At 52.8% G+C, this 21,234-nt stretch carries 17 protein-coding genes and 1 tRNA gene; 7 read left to right on the top strand and 11 right to left on the bottom strand.

Annotation, left to right across the window (positions count from 1 at the left end; genetic code table 11):
* Entirely contained in the window at positions 1–498 is a 498-nt protein-coding gene (locus PJE062_RS01460; protein WP_008547082.1) for a peroxiredoxin, read from the bottom strand.
* Positions 499–793: 295 nt separating this feature from the next.
* Here PJE062_RS01460 and PJE062_RS01465 point away from each other — a divergent pair, with 295 nt between their 5' ends.
* Positions 794–3,964, top strand: coding sequence for an AsmA-like C-terminal domain-containing protein (locus PJE062_RS01465; protein WP_208982097.1), 3,171 nt, complete (start codon positions 794–796; stop codon positions 3,962–3,964).
* Here PJE062_RS01465 and PJE062_RS01470 read toward each other — a convergent pair.
* The 4 genes from PJE062_RS01470 to PJE062_RS01485 form a co-directional block, all read right to left on the bottom strand.
* Positions 3,957–4,718, bottom strand: coding sequence for a class I SAM-dependent methyltransferase (locus tag PJE062_RS01470; protein WP_008547076.1), 762 nt, complete (start codon positions 4,716–4,718; stop codon positions 3,957–3,959). The two genes, PJE062_RS01465 and PJE062_RS01470, sit on opposite strands and share 8 nt — an antisense overlap.
* A 158-nt stretch (positions 4,719–4,876) precedes the next feature.
* Positions 4,877–6,130, bottom strand: a complete 1,254-nt coding sequence (gene tyrS / locus PJE062_RS01475) for a tyrosine--tRNA ligase (RefSeq protein WP_037035782.1) — start codon at positions 6,128–6,130, stop codon at positions 4,877–4,879.
* Between the two features lie 193 nt (positions 6,131–6,323).
* Positions 6,324–6,704 carry a VOC family protein gene (locus PJE062_RS01480; RefSeq protein WP_008546610.1) on the bottom strand — a complete coding sequence of 127 codons (381 nt, stop codon included), beginning with the start codon at positions 6,702–6,704 and terminating at the stop codon, positions 6,324–6,326.
* A 707-nt stretch (positions 6,705–7,411) separates the two neighbouring features.
* A complete protein-coding gene (locus PJE062_RS01485; protein ID WP_008546247.1) occupies positions 7,412–7,837 on the bottom strand; it encodes a MarR family winged helix-turn-helix transcriptional regulator in 426 nt (141 codons plus the stop codon).
* Positions 7,838–8,004: 167 nt separating this feature from the next.
* On the opposite strand from PJE062_RS01485, the gene PJE062_RS01490 reads away from it, so the two are divergent.
* Entirely contained in the window at positions 8,005–8,601 is a 597-nt protein-coding gene (locus tag PJE062_RS01490; RefSeq protein WP_008546680.1) for a YceI family protein, read from the top strand.
* A gap of 183 nt (positions 8,602–8,784) precedes the next feature.
* On the opposite strand, the gene glnA is transcribed toward PJE062_RS01490, so the two are convergent.
* Both glnA and PJE062_RS01500 read right to left on the bottom strand, forming a co-directional pair.
* Positions 8,785–10,194, bottom strand: coding sequence for a type I glutamate--ammonia ligase (gene glnA / locus PJE062_RS01495; protein WP_008547031.1), 1,410 nt, complete (start codon positions 10,192–10,194; stop codon positions 8,785–8,787).
* A gap of 119 nt (positions 10,195–10,313) precedes the next feature.
* Positions 10,314–10,652 carry a P-II family nitrogen regulator gene (locus tag PJE062_RS01500; protein WP_008547261.1) on the bottom strand — a complete coding sequence of 113 codons (339 nt, stop codon included), beginning with the start codon at positions 10,650–10,652 and terminating at the stop codon, positions 10,314–10,316.
* Between the two features lie 397 nt (positions 10,653–11,049).
* Between PJE062_RS01500 and PJE062_RS01505 the strand changes: the two genes are divergently transcribed.
* Positions 11,050–11,505 (top strand): VOC family protein, encoded by a 456-nt coding sequence (locus PJE062_RS01505; RefSeq protein WP_008546362.1) that lies wholly within the window; start codon positions 11,050–11,052, stop codon positions 11,503–11,505.
* Between the two features lie 24 nt (positions 11,506–11,529).
* Here PJE062_RS01505 and PJE062_RS01510 read toward each other — a convergent pair whose 3' ends face one another.
* From PJE062_RS01510 to PJE062_RS01525, 4 genes are all read right to left on the bottom strand, one after another.
* Positions 11,530–13,344, bottom strand: a complete 1,815-nt coding sequence (locus PJE062_RS01510; RefSeq protein ID WP_208982099.1) for a protein kinase — start codon at positions 13,342–13,344, stop codon at positions 11,530–11,532.
* A gap of 113 nt (positions 13,345–13,457) precedes the next feature.
* The gene (locus PJE062_RS01515; RefSeq protein ID WP_008547007.1) at positions 13,458–14,789 is read right to left on the bottom strand and encodes a protein kinase; all 1,332 of its coding nucleotides are present in this window, start codon (positions 14,787–14,789) and stop codon (positions 13,458–13,460) included.
* Between the two features lie 216 nt (positions 14,790–15,005).
* Entirely contained in the window at positions 15,006–16,298 is a 1,293-nt protein-coding gene (locus PJE062_RS01520; RefSeq protein ID WP_008546735.1) for a protein kinase, read from the bottom strand.
* Between the two features lie 13 nt (positions 16,299–16,311).
* Positions 16,312–16,761 carry a type III secretion system chaperone gene (locus PJE062_RS01525; RefSeq protein ID WP_083793192.1) on the bottom strand — a complete coding sequence of 150 codons (450 nt, stop codon included), beginning with the start codon at positions 16,759–16,761 and terminating at the stop codon, positions 16,312–16,314.
* 211 nt (positions 16,762–16,972) lie between these two features.
* Here PJE062_RS01525 and PJE062_RS01530 point away from each other — a divergent pair, with 211 nt between their 5' ends.
* The 4 genes from PJE062_RS01530 (at position 16,973) to tig (ending at position 20,962) form a co-directional block, all read left to right on the top strand.
* Entirely contained in the window at positions 16,973–18,493 is a 1,521-nt protein-coding gene (locus PJE062_RS01530; RefSeq protein WP_037035787.1) for a bifunctional ADP-dependent NAD(P)H-hydrate dehydratase/NAD(P)H-hydrate epimerase, read from the top strand.
* A 199-nt stretch (positions 18,494–18,692) separates the two neighbouring features.
* Positions 18,693–19,052, top strand: coding sequence for a hypothetical protein (locus tag PJE062_RS01535; protein ID WP_208609004.1), 360 nt, complete (start codon positions 18,693–18,695; stop codon positions 19,050–19,052).
* 246 nt (positions 19,053–19,298) lie between these two features.
* Positions 19,299–19,381, top strand: a tRNA-Leu gene (locus PJE062_RS01540).
* A gap of 234 nt (positions 19,382–19,615) precedes the next feature.
* Positions 19,616–20,962: a trigger factor gene (gene tig, locus PJE062_RS01545; RefSeq protein WP_008546975.1), complete on the top strand. Its 1,347-nt coding sequence runs from the start codon at positions 19,616–19,618 to the stop codon at positions 20,960–20,962.
* Positions 20,963–21,234 lie beyond the last annotated feature (272 nt).

Genomic DNA, 21,234 nt, shown 5'->3' on the forward strand with positions numbered 1-21,234 from the left:
TTACTGGCTCAGACTCTTCAGTTCTTCCAAGACCTTTTCGACGTGGCCGGGAACGCGGACCTTACGCCAGATCTTGGCAATCTTGCCCGTTTTATCTATGAGAAACGTCGAGCGTTCAACGCCCATGTACTTCTTTCCGTACATGTTTTTTTCTACCCAGACACCGTAGGCCTCGCAGACCTCTTTGTCGGTATCTGCCCCAAGTGTGACAGTTAGCCCGTGTTTCGCCTTAAACTTGTCATGCTTTAGTGCTGTATCGGGCGAAATGCCAATGATAACAGCATTGTGTTTTTGAAACTCAGCTGCATGTTCGGTAAAGGCAATTGCTTCCTTGGTGCAGCCGGGCGTGTCATCTTTAGGATAAAAGTAAACAACGACTGACTGGCCAGTTTGTTCTGATAAAATGAATTGTCCTTGCGAATCTGTGGCTAAGGAGAAATCCGGTGCTGGCATTCCTTCCAGCGGTAAGGAAGGTGTCGCATCTTTTGTATCAGGCATTCTTTATTTGCTCCTGGGGTGTGCAATTTGTCTCTCAGGACTGCGTTTTTCTACATGGTGTAGATAAGTAATTTATCTTGCAGAGCACCTGTGATCACGCGATGCTAGCGCAGGTTACGATTCGAGCATACTCGAACGGACTACTAAAACAGGGAATAAGATTCTGGCTGTTGATGTTGGGAATTCAGCAGAGCTTGAAAGCTCTTCGGTTACACGCCGTTTTAAGCGCCGCGTTGTCTGGGGCGTTGTTTGTGTTTTTCTGTTTTTGACGATTGGTTTTGGCGGTTACCGTTTGATGAGCGGGCCGGTTTCTGTGCCTTATCTGGTGGATTGGGCGATCCGTCAGTTTGAAAGCAAGGCACTGAATGTCACGGTCGGCAGTGCCCAGTTTGACCTGTTTGGCGACAACGGCAGCCGTATCATTCTTGAAGACTCTCTCATCCGTGTCAAAGGGCGCACAGCTGCGACTGTTCTGCTGCCCCGGGCTGAGATTGGTATCAATCTCTCCGGTCTTTTGACGGGTGATCTAGAGATCACCAGTGTGGCGCTTGAACGCCCATCTGCAACCATTCGGCTGGCGAGCGGTTCAGAGCCTTTGCCACGGGTTCAGAACCGTGTTGTTGCGATTGACAAATTTAGTGTGATTGCTGTTGAAGAACTCAAGCGCTGGCACCTTGAAAAGGTTGCAATTGAGTACGGCCGACTGGTGATCAACACTCAAGGAGAAGAGTTCGTCGCTGATGGCATTGATGCAAATGCCGTACTGCTGGATGACCTTTCCTTTGCTGTGAACGCGAAGATTGTGGGCCGTGAAGGGGATTGGTCATGGGATCTAAAACGGACTGTTACGCCTGAAACGGGTGTTCGCAATATCTCCGTCAATTTGCGCGATGCTTCCCTGCGTGACCTGCTGCCAACACACAGTTTTGCCCGCGATGATAAACTGGCAAGTACCCGCTTGTCCGTTGAAGCCAGTGCTGAGCTTTGGGCGACAGGCGAGTTTGTCAGCGCAGATATGAATGTGCGGACGTCTCCGATCTTCATCCGCACTGCGCCAGACAATTCCATCACCGTTGATGAAGCGTACCTGGATCTGAAACTGCAGCGCGACACTCCGGATATTATCGTTGGCCGGTCATATCTGCGCCGCAAGAACACGCGTGTGGTGTTTGGCGGTGTGTTGCAGCCACCTGTCACTGAGGGGGCAGAATGGAACTATTCTCTGGGCTCTCGTGAGATCGTACTGGCACCTGCGGATGTGAACTCGCCGCCACTGCTTTTCCCGGATGCGTATGCGTCTGGCTCGTTTGATCCGGCGAACTCTCTGATTTCAATTGAGCGAGCACGTGCCGTTGGTCTTGATGCGGACATTAATGTAGCCGGTTCTTTCTATTATGGTCAGCCGGGGCCTTCTTTGGCTCTTTCTGTTTACACACCAAGCCTGAGCTTTGGTGAGGTGCTGCAGGTTTGGCCGACGATTACTGCGCCGAAAACCCGCGACTGGTTGATCAATCATCTTGGCCCTGGTCGTGTTGATAATGTGTATCTGGACTTGGCGCTTGGGCCTGCTGCCTTTGATGGTGATAAGGCAACGCCTGCCTGGCAGGGGAATGGGCTGACAGCGACATTTGATGTGATTGATGGTTCTATCAAGGCGTTGAAGTCACTTCCTGTGGTGCGTGATCTGACTGGATCAGGGAAGATTGAAAACGAAGACTTTTCGATCTCTGGCACCAACGGTCACTTCCGTATGCAAGATGGCAATATCGTTAAGGTTCCGGAAGTTCAGTTTGCCATCAAGAAGATCGCAGGACCGGGTATTCAGCCAGCAGAGCTTTCTGTTGTTGTGACGGGCCGGGCAGATGATCTTGGTGTACTGGCAGATTCTGAGCCGATCAACGCACTGGACGGCTTTAGCGTGGTGCCTGCGGATCTTTCCGGTACAGGTGAGGTACGCGTTGAGGCATCGTTCCCGCTTGCTAAGAACCTGAAAGTCAAGGACGTTGACTGGCGCGCCAATCTGGATCTGAAAGATTTTTCCAGTAAAGCGAAGATTTCAGGTCAGACCATTGAAAACGCGGATCTTATTGTTCAGGCAGATACGAAACAGACGCTGATTACCGGTAAGGGTAAGCTCAACGGGTTCCAGTCTGAGATCGATCTGAGTACCAGCCGTGATGGCAGTGGCGGTGAAGACCGTCAGGGCGTCACGTTTGTTGCGAATGCAAAGGACCTGAAAGACTATGGCGTCGATCTTCAGGATTACATCAAGGGTCCGATCAAGGTCAGCTATGAGGATAGCGGCGGTGCGCAGGTGTTTGAGCTGGATCTGGCGAAAGCTTCCATCAATGTGAGGGAAGTTGGTTGGAGTAAGGTTCCTGGTGTCCGTGCAACTGCGCGTTTCCGTGTGACCAGTTCAGGTAATGCCAAGACACTGCATAACTTCTCGTTCCTCTCTGAGGGAGTGGAAGTGCGTGGCAATCTGAAGATTGATAGTAGTGGCAAGTTGTCTCTGGCTGATTTTTCTGCTTTCAACTTGCGGCCGAATGATAATGCGAAGATGACTGTTCGCCCTCGTCGTGGTGGGGGCTACAAGGTTGTGCTGAATGCCGAGCGCTTTGATGGTCGTGCCCTGCTGGATAGTTTTGGTGGCGATGGCGGTTCATCTGCTGGCAAAGGCAGGAGAGACGTCGTTGAGGTTGACCTGAGCTTCCGTCGCTTGATTGGTTACAGAGGCGTTCAGGCGTCCAACGTGCGCGTCGATGGACTGTTCCGTGGCGAGAGCCCAGTCGATCTGACAGTCTCTGGAGCGACCTCCAGTCGTGGTCAGTTCAACTTCACGGTTGGTGGTGAAGGTAAGCACCGTTTTGCGAAGGGTAAGCTGAACAATACCGGCGAGTTCCTGCGCTTCATGGACATCTTCCCGCGTATGCGTGGTGGTAGCGGACGTGTTGATATTCAGATGCCGAGCGATACCAACTGGGCTGGTCAGCTGACGGTGACGAACTTCTCTATTACAGAAGATCCAGCCATTAAGGCGTTGAAGGGCATCAAGCCGCGTGAAATTCGTGGTTCGCGGAACAGTGAAGTCTACTCGGCTGCGGTGAACTCGGGTGAGGCATCATTCCAGAAGATGCGCATGCAGTTCTCCCGTAATGGCGATACGCTGAATGTTTCCAAAGGAACGCTGAGCGGCGCGATTATTGGCGGGACGTTTAGCGGCAATGCTAATCTGAAGAGCCGGAAGCTGGATATGGCAGGTACATTTGTACCGGCTTATGCGCTGAACAACCTGTTCGCCAAGCTGCCTGTGATTGGCCTCATTCTTGGTGGTGGATCTTCTGATGAAGGGCTGTTTGGTGTGACTTACAAGCTGGATGGTACTTTCGAGAAGCCGCAGTTTCAGGTCAATCCGGTCTCCGCGATTGCACCGGGTGTTTTCCGCCGGATCTTTGAGTTTAAGTAGTGCTTACAGGGAGGTAGGCTGCGAAGCGCATGCACACGTAGTCTGCTTCCCAACCGTTTTCTTTTGAGTAGAGATCCGGTTTCAGGCGTTTGATCGTCTCTTTGTAAAACCGTTTTTTATGTGCCTCGCTGAGCTCTTCTGTCAGGCTGCCGGTAAAGAGCTCCAGCCAACCCTTCATACCCGTTTCCAGTGGCGTCCTGCGTTCTATCTCCGTGTGATAGGTGAGCGAAAACCCTGCCTCTTTTAGGGCATGCATGTAGGTCTTAGGAGATGGGAAGATCCAGGGGCTTTTGTAGGGACCGAAATCTCTGTTCTCAGCAAACACGTTTTCCATGGCAGAACGGATGATCCGGCAGTTTCGGTCACAGCCCATTTCGCCTACAAACCGTCCTCCCGGTTTCAGGGCTTTGACAACACCGCGAATGACACCTTTGTAGTCCTGCATCCAATGAAGGGCGGCGTTGGAGAAGACGGCGTTGAATTCATTTTCAAACTCAAGCTTTTCGCCGGACATGAGCAGGGTCTTGATGCCTTTCTCATCGGCTTGCCGGAGTATGTCTTCTGCGGTGTCGATGCCGGTGACGAGTGCGCCGCGGTTTTGGATTTGCGCAGCCAGTGTGCCTTCACCGCAGCCGAGGTCCAGAATGATTTCTCCCGGCTCTACAGAGAGCAGCTCAAGTGCATCCTGCCCGAAGTCGGGGACATAGGCGGCGTGTTTGAGATACTGCTGTGCGTTCCAGTTCTGCAGGACCATGGATTAGCTCCGTCATTCCTGAGTAGAGGGTACCGGAAGGAGCCTAGTTCTGAGTGCAAGTTTCTGCGCGTAATTGGTTAAATTTGCGCTGTTTGTGAGCAAAGAAAAAGCCGGGTGTTGTGACCCGGCTTCTCTGAATTCTTTGTGCTGTCAGTCGGTTAGACTGGCTTAACAAGAACGTGCTTTTTCTTGCCGAGGGACAGCTTGATGACGCCGTCGTCGGTCAGGTCCGCTTCGGTGATCTCGCGGGTGTGATCCTGTTCCGCTTTATCATTGATGCGAACAGCACCGCCTTTGATGTTGCGGCGGACTTCACCGTTGGAGGTGCACAGGCCTGCGGTTACGAACACGTTGAGGATACCAATGCCGTCGTTCAGCTCTGCAGCTGCGATCTCGATGGTTGGCAGGCCAGCAGCGTTTGCACCTTCTTCAAAGGCCTTGCGAGCGGTCTCAGCAGCTTTCTCAGCTTCTTCACGGCCATGGAGCAGAGCGGTTGCTTCGGTTGCCAGAACCTTCTTGGCTTCGTTGATGCCTGCACCTTCAAGAGCTGCCAGACGCTTGATTTCGTCCATTGGCAGAATGGTGAAGAGTTTCAAGAACTTCTCTACGTCAGCATCTTCGGTGTTGCGCCAGAACTGCCAGTAATCGTAGGGGCTGAGCATGTCAGCGTTGAGCCATACGGCGCCTGCTGCGGTCTTGCCCATCTTTGCGCCGGATGCAGTGGTCAGCAGCGGCGTGGTGAGAGCGAAGAGTTCTTTGTCTGCGAGGCGGCGGCCAAGGTCGACGCCGGAGAGAATGTTGGACCACTGGTCAGAGCCACCCATCTGCAAGCGGCAGCCGGTGCGGCGGTGGATTTCGAGGTAATCGTAGCCCTGCAGCAGCATGTAGTTGAACTCGAGGAATGATAGGTGCTGCTCGCGTTCCAGACGCAGGCGCACGCTGTCGCGCTGGATCATCTGGTTGACAGAGAAGTAGCGGCCTACGTCGCGCAGGAAGTCCATGTAGTTGAGTTTCAGGAGCCAATCGGCGTTGTCCATCATCATTGCGTCAGATGGACCATCACCAAACTTCAGAAACTTTTCAAAGACTTGCTTGATGCCGTTCTTGTTGTCTTCGATGGTTTCATCGGTCAGAACCTTGCGGCTTTCGTCCTTGCCAGTTGGATCACCAACGCGGGTTGTACCACTGCCCATCAGGGTGATAGCGCGGTGACCAGCCTGCTGGAACCAATAGAGCATCATGATCTGCACGAGGGAGCCGACGTGCAGGCTGCTCGCGGTACAGTCAAAGCCAATATATGCGGTGACGGTCTCGTTGGCGCACAGCTCGTCCAGCCCTTCGGCGTTGGAGAGTTGGTGCAGAAAACCGCGTTCTTCCATTGTCCGCATAAATTCGGATTTATATGAGCTCATTGGTCAAGCCTGTTCAATTTACTGAGTATTTCCAAGTTGAAAGGTCTATACCTGAGTTTTTGCCGGGATTCACTCGTTTTTTCTGGAAAGCCCAAAAGGTATGCGGGGCTTCTGGGATTGTGCGGGTAAATTGGATGGTTGCTTTGTGGGAGCAGTGCTGCAACGCCGTGTAGTGTGGTGGCTCTTTTGAGGTTCAGAGCGGAATGCGACCGAATTTCAGGAGGTTACCGTGCGGGTCGTGGATGTAGAATTCTTCCATGTCCCAGGGGCGTTTGGCGAGTGGAGTGAGGCGGGGTTCGCTTTTGCCGTCTTCTGGAAGGCCGAGTTTGCGGAATTCTTCGTGGAGAGCTGCGATTGGGCCGCCGCGAAAATACACACTGCTGTTTTCGCAGAGGTGCTTTTCTGTGGTGAGCCAGAAGTGGATTTCCAGATTGTCCCGTCGCAGAATCAGGAAATCATCGCGCTCGTAGATGACGTTGGTAAAACCCAGCTTGCCTGCGTAAAACGCTTTTGTTTCCTGAATGTTGAGGGATGGAAGCGTGGGTAGAAGTTCAATTGTATCGGCTGTTGTCATCACCAGAATCTCTAAAATATGAATGTGAATGGTATATTTTAGAGGGGAGCAACCACATTGCAATGGCCAAAAGAAAACCCCGTGACCTTCTCGAAGGCTCTAACGGGGTCTTGCTTTTCTGGTTGGATCGCCGCGATTTACCGTTTCAAGGCTATATGCTTGGGCGTCTTATATGATTTCTCGCCCTTGTACGTCCGGGTTCGATCCTTGCTTACCGCCTGATGACGCTCAGTCGTGCAGGCCGTTTTGTAGTGCCGATATATTGTGGCATCCTGCAGAGGGTCTTCATAAGTGCCGAATTGCCTTTATAAACACCGTACAACATGCAGGTCCGGTGGAGTCATTGGCTCTCCTTTTGTTGACCTGTTCCTAACGTAGGAACGGTCGGCATTTCTTTCAAGAGAAGGGGGAGAAAATAGTTAGTACCGGTTTGCCCTGATCATTTCACTTTTTGAAAAAGTGTAAAAAGAAGGCGACCTTAGAAGGCCGCCTTTAAAAGGTATGCGGGTCTAATCAGCACGGTCAGTTGCTGATAACCTTGCTGCACTTAAACGCAGTTTCGTGACGGGGTGATGACATATCCCCCTTTGCGCTCATATGTGCGTTGGTTTGCGTTCTTTTGTGTTTTTCTGCGTTGCTGTGTTGAGGCTGTTGTGACGCTCTTAGAAAGCCTTTTGGTACCAGCCTCCCATGGTCGCTGAAAAAATCTAAAGCAGCGTTTTGAGAGCTTCTGCCAGCTGCATGGCGTTGTCCGCGCTGACTTTTGTGTCGAGCTTTTCTTCCAGCATGCGTTCGTAGGTCTGCCACATCTGAGCGCGGAGGTCTTTTCCCTTCCCGGTGATGTAGAGGGTCTTGCCGCGTTTGTCTTTTGGGGCTGGTTTGCTTTCGACCAGTGCTGCCTTGGCGAGAGACTGGATGACGCGGGAAAGGTTGGCCTGTTGGAAGAGGACACGTTCTTCCAGCTCGAACTGACGCAGGCCGTCGGGGGCGTTCTCCAGCTCCCAGAGGATGTCGTACCACGACAGAGGGGGAAATCTTTCTGCTTTAAAGGCGCTCTCAATCTCCGTGTAGATGGTCTTTTGCACCCGGTTCAGGGCGATCCAGAGAGAGACTGACTCTTTGCTGACAGACATCACATCCTCGTTATTTTTGCATTCAGGACTTGAAACGTGTTTCTATTCATTTAGATGTATATACATGCATATACATTAATTGACTATAAATCAATGGGTTAATGGATGTGCACCTATGAAAAGCTACAGTTTTATGTGGCAGACAGGGATATGAGGCAGGAAACAGCATGAAGCATTTCACAAAATTTGCCGTTGTTGCGGCATCGCTTGCATTCACCGCATCGGCGCAGGCTGCAAGCTACAAGTTTGACCCGACACACACCGAGGTGCGCTTTTACTACAACCATGCGGGCCTGAGCGAACAGTCCGGTGAGTGGAAGGTGGTTCGCGGGGACGTGGAGTTTGATCCGGAAAAGATTGAAGAGACCAAAGTTTCCGTGGTCATTGACCCAGCCAGCATTGATACGGGTGTTGAGGCGCTGGATGAGCATATGAAGAACTCTGACTTCTTCGACGTAGAGAAGTATCCGGAGATTACCTTTGTTTCCACGAGTGTGAAACAGACCAGTGCGACTGGTGTCACGCTGGTGGGAGATCTGACCATCAAGGACCAGAAGCATCCGGTGGAGCTGGACTTTAAGCTCAATCACAATGGTCCGCACCCGCTTGGCAGTTACTTTGACTACTATCAGGGCCAGTGGATTGGCGTAGAGGGCACAGGGGAGATCCTGCGCAGTGATTTTGGTGTGGGCATGTTTGCGCCGCTGACCAGTGATCGTGTGCGTCTGGAGATCTCTGCGGAGATGCGTGAGGGCGGCTGGTAAGTTTGCCTGATGCAGCTTTGTATCGCCTGATGTGATCAGTGCAGCGTGCTCTTTAAAAAACAAAACCCCGACTGGGGCCAGTCGGGGTTTTATTGTGTCTAAATGACGGGGCTGCTTTGGATGGGCGTATCCGCTTGGAGATACGCCCGGGGTGCATTGGAGTTAAAACAGCCGCTTCATAAATTAGACGGAGTAGTACATGTCGAACTCAACTGGGTGAGGGGTCATGTCTGTACGCAGGACTTCTTCCATCTTCAGCTCGATGTATGCGTCGATCTGGTCGTCGTCGAACACGCCGCCTGCTTTGAGGTATTCACGGTCAGCATCGAGGCTTTCCAGAGCTTCACGCAGAGATGCTGCAACAGTTGGAATCTCGGAGAGTTCTTCTGCTGGCAGATCGTACAGGTTCTTATCCATTGCATCACCAGGATGGATCTTGTTCTTGATACCATCAAGGCCAGCCATCAGCTGTGCAGCGAACGCCAGGTATGGGTTTGCTGTTGGATCTGGGAAGCGAACTTCAACGCGCTTGCCTTTTGGAGAAGATGTGAATGGAATACGGCAGGACGCAGAACGGTTCTGGGAAGAGTATGCCAGAAGAACTGGAGCCTCATAGCCCGGTACCAGACGCTTGTAAGAGTTGGTGGACGCGTTGGTGAACGCGTTCAGGGATTTTGCGTGCTTCAGGATGCCGCCGATGAAGTACAGAGCGTTCTCGGAAAGGTCAGCATACTGGCTGCCAGCAAAAGTTGGCTTGCCTTCGTCCCAGATGGAGAAGTGGCAGTGCATGCCGGTGCCGTTGTCGCCGAAGACTGGCTTAGGCATGAAGGTTGCGGATTTGCCATAAGCGTGAGCAACTTGGTGAACCACGTACTTGTAGATCTGCATGTGGTCAGCACAAGTGGTCAGGGTCTGGAACTGCATGCCGAGTTCGTGCTGAGCAGCCGCCACTTCGTGGTGGTGCTTTTCAACTTTTACGCCCATGTCGGACATTACGGTCAGCATTTCAGAGCGGATGTCCTGACAGCTGTCGATTGGAGGAACCGGGAAGTAACCACCTTTTGTACGTGGACGGTGGCCGAGGTTGCCGGATTCGTACTCGCTGTCCATGTTGGATGGCAGTTCGGAACAGTCCAGCTTGAAGCCGGTGTTGTATGGGTCTGCTGCGAAGCGAACGTCGTCGAAGATGAAGAACTCAGCTTCTGGGCCAACGAACACGGTGTCACCAGCGCCACATGCTTTTACATAGGCTTCAGCGCGCTTTGCAGTCATGCGTGGGTCGCGGTTGTAACCTTCACCTGTACGTGGGTCGAGAACGTCACAGAAGATGGACATGGTGGACTGCGCGAAGAATGGGTCGACGTGAGCTGTTTCCGGATCTGGCATCAGCATCATGTCGGATTCGTTGATTGCTTTCCAACCACCGATAGAGGAACCGTCAAATGCTACGCCCTCTGCAAACATGTCTTCGTTCACCTGGGAGATATCCATGGTGACGTGCTGCAGCTTGCCGCGCGGATCAGAAAAACGAAGATCTACGAACTTTACGTCTTTTTCCTGGATTTCTTTCAAGACATCAGCGGAGGTTGTCATAACTTCCTATTCCTCTTATTAAAATCGCCAGTGGCGCAGTGTTGTAAACTAGAAGACCAAGCGCGCGGGACTGTTCCCCCCAATTTGTCACCGGTCCCCATTTATCCCTAAGGAATTACTTAAACGGCGTCTTCGCCGGTCTCACCGGTACGGATACGGATCGCTTCTTCGATGGAAGAGACGAAGATTTTACCGTCACCGATACGACCGGTTTGTGCTGCGTCGCGAATAGCTTCGACAGCTTTGTCGACAAGATCGTCATTGAGTACGATTTCCACCTTCACCTTTGGCAGGAAGTCGACCACGTATTCAGCGCCGCGGTAGAGTTCCGTATGACCTTTCTGGCGGCCAAAACCTTTTGCCTCGGTAACGGTGATCCCCTGAAGGCCAACCTCCTGAAGTGCTTCTTTCACTTCATCCAGTTTGAACGGCTTAATGATCGCCTCAATTTTCTTCATGGTCGTCACACTCTCAGTTCGTCTTGTATCTGCACCGCGTCTGGTCTGGCATGCTCTATAGAATGACCGTTACGTGTGCAGAAAGTTCGCGATTCAAAACTTACGGAAATATGAATGCAGAAACCGTGCCAGTTTTGAAATTTTCTTAAAAAGCCACAAAAGCGGGCATTTCGCTCCCTCAATAATAATGGGAAAGTGCATCTGAAATATATCTGGTGCACAAACACTGCGCAGGATGGTTAAAAAATAGGCAGTGTACGTTTTGTTCATCTCGCCAGAAACTAGGTGTTGGTTCCTTATGCAAGGCAGGGTTATGGTTGGAGCAGCAAAAGCTGATGCAGTTTCTCACGCGTTCTGATCAGGTCCTTTTTTAGGAGCGCGTTTAAAGGAGCGAGTGATGAGGTTGGTTTCTCTCGACCATGTCGTGCTTACCGTTCATGATGTTGAACGTACCAGTCGTTTCTATCAGGATGTACTGGGTATGGAGGAGATCATATTCGGAGGCGGGCGACGGGCGCTGCACTTTGGTCAGCAGAAAATCAACCTTCAGCCCATTGATGTTTCGCAGGAGCCTTTAGCCAAGGAGCAGATGCCGGGCACAGCTGATCTGTGCTTTCTGGTGGAGAGTCTTGATGCGGCCATTGCGCGGCTGGGTGCAGCGTCAGTCACCATTGTTGAAGGACCGGTGTTTCGGACCGGGGCCAGCTCACCCATTCTGTCTGTCTATATAAGAGACCCGGATGGGAACCTGATTGAGCTTTCTCAGCCGCAGGATGTGGTGATTGCCAGCGATGAGCGGCCAGAGGGACTTAAGAAAACGAAAGGCGCCGAGAAGCCCAAGTCCAACCGTTAGAAGCTTGAGCCTTTTGTGTGAAGATCAGGAGCTGCTTCGTTTTCTGATCAGCTCAAGCACGCCTTTGGCGTCTTCAGGCTGGAGGAGCGGGTCTTTCAAAAACTGGCTTTGCTGCATGTCGTCCAGGCTGCTTCTCTTCTTTGGGTTAATCTGCATGGCATTGTTGACGAAGCGGGCGTACTCAGATTCATAGCTGTCATTGTAATAGCCGGGTTCGGCTGCCAGGTCCGGGTCATCTGTCGGCTTAAGGGCTTTGTACTCGCTGTTTGTGCTGTCTTTTTCGTCTGCTGCCGAACTCTGGGTTTTTGAGTTGCTGAGTTTGCGGACAACATGGAGTGCGAACGCATAGGGATTGTCGCAATCGGGCGCGTCCAGCAGATTGAACTCACCTTCACCGCCACCGAACACCATTTGCCCAACCGCATAGCCGTCCTGTTTGTCGTCCAGACGGTCGCGTTTGTCTTCATCTTCGAAGGCTGCGGCAATGGCTTCGGGGCTGGAGTACTCAGGTGTGCCGAAGTCCAGCGGGTCTTCGCCGATGATACCTGCAAAGCCGAAGTCAGCGATCTTGAGAGACTGGCTGTTTTGATCGAACAGGATGTTGCCGCCTTTGATGTCGTTGTGGCTGATGCCAGCGGCGTTGATGTGCTTCAGGCCATCGATCACTTCATTGGCCATGAATTGTAGCGCACCCCAATATTGGGCATGGCTGAGTTTGTTGTCGCGGTAGAGTTCTTCCGCACCCTGGAACAGGTCATCTGCTTCGCAGCCTTCCACATACTCCATGGCAAGACCTGTCTCGCCGTCGATCTCGTGCATACCGTAGCACTGCACCACGTTCTTGTGCGGACCGGCGGCCATGAGCTTGCCGTAGATCTGCGCCTCTTTCTGCAGGGCGTCCTTACCCTTCTGGGAGCGGGCCGTCTTGAACGCAATGGACTTGCCGCTTTGCTCGTCGGTGAAGAGACTGACCTCCCCGAAAGATCCAGCCCCCAACCGTTTGGCGCGTCTGAGGTTGTTGGAGGGGAGCGGCAGGGTCGCAAACGGGCCTTCCTCATCCTCGGAGAAGTTGGGTTCACTGACGTCGCTGACGGTGAAGCGGGTGGTGGGAGGTGTTGTGGTTGAGGGTTCTAGCTCTTCTTCGCTTTCCTCGTCTTCAGAGGAGCTATCTTCTACAACGTCGCTTATCGTGAAGCGGCTGGTAGCGGCGGTTGGTTCCGGCTCGTCTTCGCTTTCCTCATCTTCAGAGGAACTTTCTTCTACCACGTCACTGACAGTGAAGCGGCTGGTGGGGGCGGCTGTGGCGGTTGGTGTTGGCTCCTCTTCGCTCTCTTCATCCTCAGAGAAGCTTTCTTCTACGACATCGCTTACGGTGAAGCGGCTAGCGGGAGGAGGTGTTGTGGCTGAGGGTTCTAGCTCTTCTTCGCTCTCCTCATCCTCAGAGGAGCTGTCTTCGACAACGTCGCTGACAATGAAGCGGTTAGCGGGTGGAGGTGTTGGTGTTGGTGTTGGCTCTTCTTCGCTCTCCTCGTCTTCAGAGAAGCTGTCCTCTACTACATCGCCGATGGTGAAGCGGCTGGTGGGGGCGGTAGTAGTTGGTGTTGGTTCCAACTCGTCGTCGCTCTCTTCTTCTGAAGAGCTGTCCTCTACGACATCCGATACGGTGAACCGGCTTGCGGCGGGCGGCTGGTCAAAGTCGGGTTCTGTTTGTCCGCTGTCGGGGGGAGTTTCACTGAGGCCGAGGAGGGTGATGACATTGTCGGCCCATATGCCGATCTGGGCATCCTGATTGGCGGTCTCGTCCGTTGGTGTCTGGAGGGCGCGCGGAGGTTTGGTCATGCTGCCGGTCTTCAGAGGTTTGTGATCACCCCTTCAGTGTAGTCAGCGCAGATGTTGATCCAGTGTATCCAATTGGAGGGATGCGATTAAAATGTCTTTGAAGCTTCCGTGTCTCACGGTTTCTTGCTGGCTGATTTGTTGAGCGCGGCCTTTTCTGCGTCTTCCTCCTGTTTCATACGTGTGATGAGGCCTGACAGGACTTTCTGAGCATCTTCTGGCTGGAGCAAAGGATCGGAGAGGAACTTGCTGGCCAGCAGATCTTCAGCTGAGCCGCGAGTGCCAATGTCCATGAGGGTGGCTTCGTTGACAAAGTCCACATATGCGGTTTTGCCACCTTTGCCGTAGTGACCTGCTGTTCCGGCCTGTTTGGGATCATCCGTGGGGTTGAGCGCGCGGTAGTCTTTATCCCTGCCTGCAGCTTCCAGTTCTTCGATCTTTGTGCAGAGCATATAGGTGAGGGCGTGGGTATCGCCCGGGTTTCTGGCACCGTATAGATGTTCGGATTTTTCTCCCGACTTGTAAGCCATCTGGCCCACGGCGAATGTGTCTTGTTTGGCATTGGCGCGAGGACGTTGGTCTTCGCCGGGAACCCCTTCCAGCGGCAAGGTTTTGATGGCCTCTGGTGCTGAGAGGGCGGGAGTGCCTATGGTTGCGGGATCTTCTCCTATGATTGCGGCGCGGCCAAAGTCGCACAGTTTGAGGGTTTGGGTCTTCTCATCAAAGAGCATGTTACCGCTTTTGATGTCACTGTGACTGACGCCTGCCTTGGCGATGTGCTGTATGCCCTCTAATGCTTCCCTCAGCATGTTCTGGATCGCGCCCCAGTACTCGGTGTGGCTTATCTTGTTTTGCTTGTAGAACCGTTCGGCAGCGCTGAAGAGCTTGCTGGCGTCGCAGCCCTCAACATAATCCATCGCCAACCCCTTTATGCCTTCCACCTCTCGCATGCCCTGGGAGGCAATGACGTTTTTATGTGGGCCTGCTGCTGCGATTTTTTCGTAGATCTCGGCTTCTTTCTCAAGGGCGGTCTGCGCTTCGACGGTGTGTGCAACTTTGAAAGCGATGTCCTTGCCATCTTCCTTGATGCGGAAGACCTCGCCGTATGCTCCGGCCCCCAGACGTTTGCCGACCTTTTCCAGTTTGCTGGTGTCAACTTGCAGTGCCTGAGCTCCGTCCACGAGGTTTGTGGGGTCGGTGTCGTACATCCAGCTGTCGAGTTCGGGTTTGGAACTTGGTGCATTAAGCCAGCTGTCCTCATCTCCGGCCTCAGATGTCGGCGGCTTAAGCCAGCTGTCGCCGATGCCTGCTTCTTCTATGGGCTCATTGGGTTCCGGTACTTCCTGCGGGTTGACGCCGAGGAGGTCGCACATCTGATCCGCCCATTGATCGACTTCGGGTGGAAGATCAGGTAGGGGCTCGTTTCCGTCTCCCGTCACTTTCGGCATGGATCACTCCGGTGCTGGCTCTTTTATCTTTCAATTATGCATGGGCATTGTCCGGGACGCTGTGATTTTGAGCCGCTGGGCGCTGCTATCTTTTATGACTGTTAAGAGGGGCTTAGGTGTGAGGGAGGGATTTTTGTCAAATGAAGGCAAGATGAACTGCCCAACAAAAAAGCCGACCAAAGGGCCGGCTTCTTATCTTTATCAAGGTGGTATCTGTCAGGCTCGGCCCATGAGGGCGGCGAGTTCGGCTTGGTGGTCTTCTTCCATCTTGGTCATGAGGCCTGAGATCACCTGGCGGGCTTCATCCGGCTGACATAGCGGGTCTGAGATGAAGTTGGTTTTCAGGAGCTCTTCTGCCGTGCCGCGGACGTCGATGTCGAGCAGGGTGGAGAGGTTTACAAACTCCACGTAAGCTGTTTCGCCGCCTTTGCCGTAGTGACCAGCTGTGTTTGCCAGTTTTGGATCACTGGTTTCATTGAGTGCCTGATACTCAAGTGTTTCATCGCGACGTTCAATGTCGCGCAGCTGGGAATGCATGGAGTAACCGAGGGCTGCCTGATCGCCGTTGTTCTGGGCGCCGAACAGGTTTTCAGCGTGCTCGCCTGCGCGATAGGTCATCTGGCCAACGGCGAAGGTGTCCTGCTTCTCATTGGCACGGGCCTTTTCTCCCTCACGCTGTGGAAGTGACAGGAGCGCTTCCGGTGCAGAGTGGGATGGGGTGCCGATGGTGACAGGGTCTTTGCCGATTGTCGCAGCGCTGCCAAAGTCGACGATCTTGATCGCCTGACTTTCCTTATCATAGAGCAGGTTGCCGCCCTTGATGTCGCTGTGGCTGATGCCAGCTTCTGCCAGATGCTGTACGCCGCTGAGCACGTCACGCATGATGAACTGAACGGTGCCCCAGTACTGGGAGTGGCTGAGTTTGTTGCTGGTGTACAAATTTTCTGCTGTGGTGAAGAGCTTGCCCGCTTCGCAGCCCTCCACGTATTCCAAGGCCAGGCCCTGTACGCCCTGAACTTCCACAATGCCCATGCTCTTGACCACATTGTCATGTGGCCCGACTTTGGCAATGTCGCTGTAAACCTTTGCCTCGCGCTGCAACGCTTCCCAACCGGCTTCCGTGCTGGCCACCTTGAATGCGAAGGACTTGCCGTCCTGCTTGATCAGGTAGACGTCTCCGAAAGCGCCTGCGCCCAGGCGTTTTGCGGATTGTTCCAGTGCGGTGCGGTCTGCCTCATAAGGGGCAGAGGAAGATGTTGGTGCTGAGGTTTGGGAACTGTCTGCGCTCGGTGGCTTTATCCGGTTTGCGAGCGTTTCAGTTGCGGCGGTGTCCAGAGGTTTTGCGTTGCTTGTTGTTGGCTGGGTTGAACTTTTTTGTACATCCGCGGTCACGCCGCGTGCTTCTAACTTCTCTGATTTTTCTGGAGCAGAGTTTCGTTGTGCACTTACGTCGTTCTGGAGTTGGCTCTGATCAACTGGAGTATGCTTGGGAGAGTTGACGGAATGCATGGGTGAGAAACCTTTACAGGCGAATAGACGTCGTGCTCCAGTCCGGTTGAACGGCTGGGGAGCTTTGGGTGGATTTCATTTCAGAAAGCCGTGCGCATACCTGCTCACGAATTTGCATCAGGTTGACCAGTGTGTTCTCCAGAGCAAGGTCATCTGTGAACTGTAAGGTTGCCTGTGCGTTGAGTTGCAGGTCGCCAGATTGAGACAGGCCGAGGAATGCTCCACGCAAGAGTTCCACGTTCTGATTGAGTTCCAAAGCCGCTTTCAGCGTGTTTTTATCTTCTGCAAGAAAGAGACTGGTACTAATGTAAACGAGATCGGAGCTTTCATTGAGTTCGACTGACCAGCGGCTGCCATTTGCTTCCTCGATAAGGAATAGTCCATTATCAGGCTGGGTGGTCATACCCAGACGTCGTGCGAAAGCAGTTAGAAGCTGGTCGTAATGGGCTCGTCTCTCGTGCATGTTTTCGTTGTTTTCCCAAAGTGGTGCGCTGGTATCAACATTTACTCAGGAAGTCCCTCAGAAATCTGTGCCTTTTAGCACTAGCTCAAGTTTTGTGAATTTTCGTGATCGAAAAAACCGTGGCGGCAGTTGGGTAATGATGAACCAAATTCTTAGGGATAATGGGTAATAAATTTCTCAAGACCTGTCGGATAGGGAATTGGAGAGCTTTATGCATGAGTTATTGACACCCTTGCAGATGAAGAAGGCAGATCGCCTGACAATTGAAGGTGGCTTTCCTGGCATTGAACTGATGCATAACGCGGGCAAAGCCGTGTTTGAGGTGATGCGCCAGATTCTGCATCCTTATTCCCGTGTTCTGGTGTTTTGTGGCCCCGGCAACAATGGCGGTGATGGCTTTGTTGTGGCGCAGCTGGCGGATAACGAGGGCTTTAATGTTTCCGTCGGGCTGGTGTGTGATCCGGAGACGTTGGAAGGCGATGCGGAGCTGGCCTATGACGAGATGGATCTTGACTTAACCTCAATGGATAACATGCGGGCGGCGCTGGAAGAGCTGGGCGAAGATGATGTGATTGTCGATGCCTTGTTCGGGGCAGGGCTGTCGCGTCCGCTGGATGATGAGGTTCTGGATCTGGTTCAGCAGATCAACGAAAGCCCGGCGCAGTGTGTGGCTGTTGACCTTCCCTCTGGCGTGAGCGGCAAAAGCGGTGAGGTGCTGGGTGAGGCCGTTCATGCTGATATGACCATCACCTTCTTCCGCGCCAAGCCGGGGCATTATCTTTATCCGGGGCGTGCTCATTGCGGTGAGATTGTTATTGAGCAGATCGGTCTCGACGATGAGGTACTGGAGAAGGTTGGTCCTACTGCCTTTTACAACTGCGACAAGATCTGGGGTGACATTCCCGATCAGCCTGCTGTGGCTGGTCACAAATATAATAGGGGGCACACGGTTGTTGTTAGTGGGCCGAAATTCTCTACCGGTGCCAGTCGTCTGGCCGCGCTGGGCGCGCAGCGGGCGGGCAGTGGTCTTGTGACGGTTGTTGCACGAGAGCAAGCGGCGCTTGTGCATGCAGCGCATCTGACGAGTGTAATGATCCGTCCGGCTGAGCGCATTGCTGATTTTGAGCGTATTTTGGAAGATGAGCGGCTCAACTCTGTGGTGATTGGGCCCGCTGCCGGTATTGGCCGGGAAACGCAGGAGCGGGTTGCAGAGTGTCTGTCTTCTGAGCGGGCTGTGGTGCTGGATGCAGATGCTCTGATGTCCTTTGAAGAAAAGCCGGAACATCTGTTTGAGTATATTGCGGAGAGTGAAAGCGCTGGGCGGGTTGTTCTGACGCCTCATGAAGGGGAGTTCCGCCGGTTGTTCCCTGATCTTTATGATCCGACGTCTACCTACTGCAAAGTAGAGCGCACTCAGAAGGCGGCCAAGCGGGCCGGTGCTGTCGTGGTATTTAAAGGCGCAGATACCGTGATTGCTGATCCGGCGGGTAATGTCTCTATTAATGCTAGCGGTACACCGTGGCTTGCGACAGCGGGCTCTGGTGATGTGCTTGCAGGCGTGATTGCGGGGTATCTAGCTCAAGGACTTGGCGGCTATGAAGCGGCGGCCAAAGGTGTGTGGGTGCATGGACGCGCTGCGGAGATCGCCGGGGCCGGGCTCATTGCTGAGGACCTGATCTCGCATATTCCGGATGTGATCACCGAATTGGTTCAGTTTCTGGGAGACTTTTAAGGTCTCCCAGCCCAAGGGATAGGTTGTCTTTCTGAGATATCTGGTGGGAATCATCAATTTTTGTGATAATTAATCTGCAAAAGATGATGCGTATCATTTAGTGAAGCAAGCAATGCGATAGGCATGCGAGAAAGAGGTAGGGATTGCACGCGGAGCGTGTGGTTGTGCCTGCCTCCGGATGATTACGACGGATATTTACATGAGCAAGACGACACAGCACTCTGCAGCCCTACGCCAGATTATCGAGGCGCTGACACCGTTCAAAGACCATGATGCCAAGATGCAGGTCTCAACGGTTCTGACATTGCTCGAGATCGCGGCCCATCAGGAGGAGGGGGTGAAGATCCATCCTCTCAGCCTGCAAAAGAAGATTGGCTACCAGTCCGGTACCGCAACCCGAAACATCTATTACTGGTGTGAGGGGCATAAGGATGTGCGCGGCGGACATAACTATGCTCGTGTTGAGGCAGATAAGACGGATGGTCGCCGCCGGGAGCTGTATCTGACAGACAAAGGCGCGGCTTTTATGCAGCGTGTGCTGACGCCACTTTGCGAATGATGGCAGTCAGCAGCTGAATGAACGCGTCAGGAGCTAAAAAAGAAAAAGAGCGTGCGAGCTATCTCTTTCGCAGGAAATGGGTTTCAGGCCTGTGTGAAACAGGCAGGGCCCTATGAGAAATGAGCCCCAGATAGGCGTAATGCACAGTTTCATAGGTAGAAATGGCGTGGAAAACCGAGAACTGGGCATAAACAGCGCATTAGGTGGTTGACTTCTCTCGGGTTCCCATTTAGCTACCCCTCCAACGCGGCTGTGGCGAAATTGGTAGACGCACCAGATTTAGGTTCTGGCGGGAGACCGTGGGGGTTCGAGTCCCTCCAGCCGCACCATATCCCCGGTGATACGGTGCATAGATAAACGACCGTAGCTTATCGGAAACGGAAAAGTTGAGGGCGTTGTCGAAGTTCGGTTTATGCTCACCTTTTCGCCAGGCGGATAAGAGCTGAGGGGATAGCCCTTCAAGCGCAAACTCTTCCTTCGAAATTGGTGGTTGTTTTCCGTACTGGGGCAAACCATTTTGGTTTGTCGTTACACGTCCTAAATCAAGGACGAAGCAAAGACCAATGCAGGTATCAGAAACCCTGGCCGAGGGCCTAAAGCGCGAACTCAAAGTCGTTATCCCGGCGACGGATCTGGCGACCCGCCTCGATGCATATCTGGACGACATGAAGTCCAAGGTAAACATCAACGGCTTCCGTCCGGGTAAAGTTCCAGTTTCACACCTTAAGAAGATCCATGGCCGTCAGGCAATGGCTGAGCTGATCGGTAACCTGATCAACGAAACCACTGCTAAGACCATTGAAGAGCGCAAAGAAAAGCCAGCTCTTCAGCCAGAAATCGATCTTCCTGAAGACGATGCTGAAAAAGTTCTGGCAGGTGAAGCAGATCTCGCTTTCACCATGACTTACGAAGTTCTGCCTGAGTTTGAACTGGTAGATTTCGCAAAGATCGAACTTGAGCGCCCAATCGTTGAAATCGCTGACGAAGAAGTCGACGAGCAGGTTAAGCAGATCGCAGAATCCAACCGTCCATTTGAAGCGCGCGAAGAAGGCGCTGCTGCTGAAGACGGTGACCGTGTAACCATGCACTACCTTGGTAAGCTTGACGGCGAGCCATTTGACGGTGGTGAAGACGAAAACGGTCAGCTGGTTCTGGGTTCTGGTCAGTTCATTCCAGGCTTTGAAGAGCAGATCGTTGGCATGAAAATCGGTGACAAGAAAGTCATCGACGTGACCTTCCCTGAAGAATACGGCGCAGCAAACCTTGCTGGTCGCGCAGTAACCTTCGACATCGACGTTAAGGGCATTGAAGCTCCAGGCGAAGTTTCCATTGATGATGAAATGGCAACCAAGCTGGGTCTTGAGTCCCTGGACAAGCTGAAAGAAATCGTTCGTGGCCAGATCGAAAGCCAGTTCGGTGCAGCTACCCGCCAGAAAGTGAAGCGCGCGCTTCTCGACAAGCTGGACGAAGAGTACTCCTTCGAGCTGCCTGAAAAACTTCTGGAAACAGAATTTGAAGGCGTTTGGAAGCAGGTTGAAGCTGACATGCAGCAGTCCGGTAAGACCTTCGAAGACGAAGAGACTACTGAAGACGAAGCTAAAGCTGAATACCGCAAGATCTCTGAGCGTCGCGTACGTCTCGGTCTGGTTCTTTCTGAAGTTGGTGAGCAGAACAAAGTTCAGGTTACCGACGAAGAAGTTCAGAAAGCTCTGTTCGACCGCGTTCGTCAGTTCCCAGGTCAGGAACAGCAGGTGTTCGAATTCTACAAGAACAACGAACAGGCTCTCGCTTCCCTGCGTGCCCCAATCTACGAAGAGAAGGTTGTGGACTACATTCTGGAACTCGCGAAAGTTACCGACAAAGTCGTGTCCAAAGAAGAGCTGCTGGCTCAGGACGAAGACGAAGCTTAATTCTCGAATTTTTCCGAGAATTACGGAGAGGGGGCCTTGTGCCCCCTTTTTCTTTTTTGAGATCTTGAAATTTGAGGTGGAAAGCCGAAATATCTAAAGCCGTCTTAAGTGCATAGGGCTAATGTGGCCTTTAAGCTCCCTTATAATTGGGATAAGACTATCAGGCCTTATGGAAACACTCCATAAACCTTGTGGCTTTACCTTTTGGCAAGTGCCTTTAAGACAAGGGCGACATCCCGTGGGTGGGCATGTTGCTTTTTTCGACATAAGTT

The organism is Pseudovibrio sp. JE062 (assembly GCF_000156235.1).
GTDB lineage: Bacteria > Pseudomonadota > Alphaproteobacteria > Rhizobiales > Stappiaceae > Pseudovibrio.

Bases quoted from the DNA above. Each gene is read 5' to 3' on its own strand.
- PJE062_RS01460 (WP_008547082.1), bottom strand. From the start codon at position 498: ATGCCTGATACAAAAGATGCGACACCTTCCTTACCGCTGGAAGGAATG.
- PJE062_RS01465 (WP_208982097.1), top strand. From the start codon at position 794: ATGAGCGGGCCGGTTTCTGTGCCTTATCTGGTGGATTGGGCGATCCGT.
- PJE062_RS01470 (WP_008547076.1), bottom strand. From the start codon at position 4,718: ATGGTCCTGCAGAACTGGAACGCACAGCAGTATCTCAAACACGCCGCC.
- tyrS (WP_037035782.1), bottom strand. From the start codon at position 6,130: ATGAGCTCATATAAATCCGAATTTATGCGGACAATGGAAGAACGCGGT.
- PJE062_RS01480 (WP_008546610.1), bottom strand. From the start codon at position 6,704: ATGACAACAGCCGATACAATTGAACTTCTACCCACGCTTCCATCCCTC.
- PJE062_RS01485 (WP_008546247.1), bottom strand. From the start codon at position 7,837: ATGTCTGTCAGCAAAGAGTCAGTCTCTCTCTGGATCGCCCTGAACCGG.
- PJE062_RS01490 (WP_008546680.1), top strand. From the start codon at position 8,005: ATGAAGCATTTCACAAAATTTGCCGTTGTTGCGGCATCGCTTGCATTC.
- glnA (WP_008547031.1), bottom strand. From the start codon at position 10,194: ATGACAACCTCCGCTGATGTCTTGAAAGAAATCCAGGAAAAAGACGTA.
- PJE062_RS01500 (WP_008547261.1), bottom strand. From the start codon at position 10,652: ATGAAGAAAATTGAGGCGATCATTAAGCCGTTCAAACTGGATGAAGTG.
- PJE062_RS01505 (WP_008546362.1), top strand. From the start codon at position 11,050: ATGAGGTTGGTTTCTCTCGACCATGTCGTGCTTACCGTTCATGATGTT.
- PJE062_RS01510 (WP_208982099.1), bottom strand. From the start codon at position 13,344: ATGACCAAACCTCCGCGCGCCCTCCAGACACCAACGGACGAGACCGCC.
- PJE062_RS01515 (WP_008547007.1), bottom strand. From the start codon at position 14,789: ATGCCGAAAGTGACGGGAGACGGAAACGAGCCCCTACCTGATCTTCCA.
- PJE062_RS01520 (WP_008546735.1), bottom strand. From the start codon at position 16,298: ATGCATTCCGTCAACTCTCCCAAGCATACTCCAGTTGATCAGAGCCAA.
- PJE062_RS01525 (WP_083793192.1), bottom strand. From the start codon at position 16,761: ATGCACGAGAGACGAGCCCATTACGACCAGCTTCTAACTGCTTTCGCA.
- PJE062_RS01530 (WP_037035787.1), top strand. From the start codon at position 16,973: ATGCATGAGTTATTGACACCCTTGCAGATGAAGAAGGCAGATCGCCTG.
- PJE062_RS01535 (WP_208609004.1), top strand. From the start codon at position 18,693: ATGAGCAAGACGACACAGCACTCTGCAGCCCTACGCCAGATTATCGAG.
- tig (WP_008546975.1), top strand. From the start codon at position 19,616: ATGCAGGTATCAGAAACCCTGGCCGAGGGCCTAAAGCGCGAACTCAAA.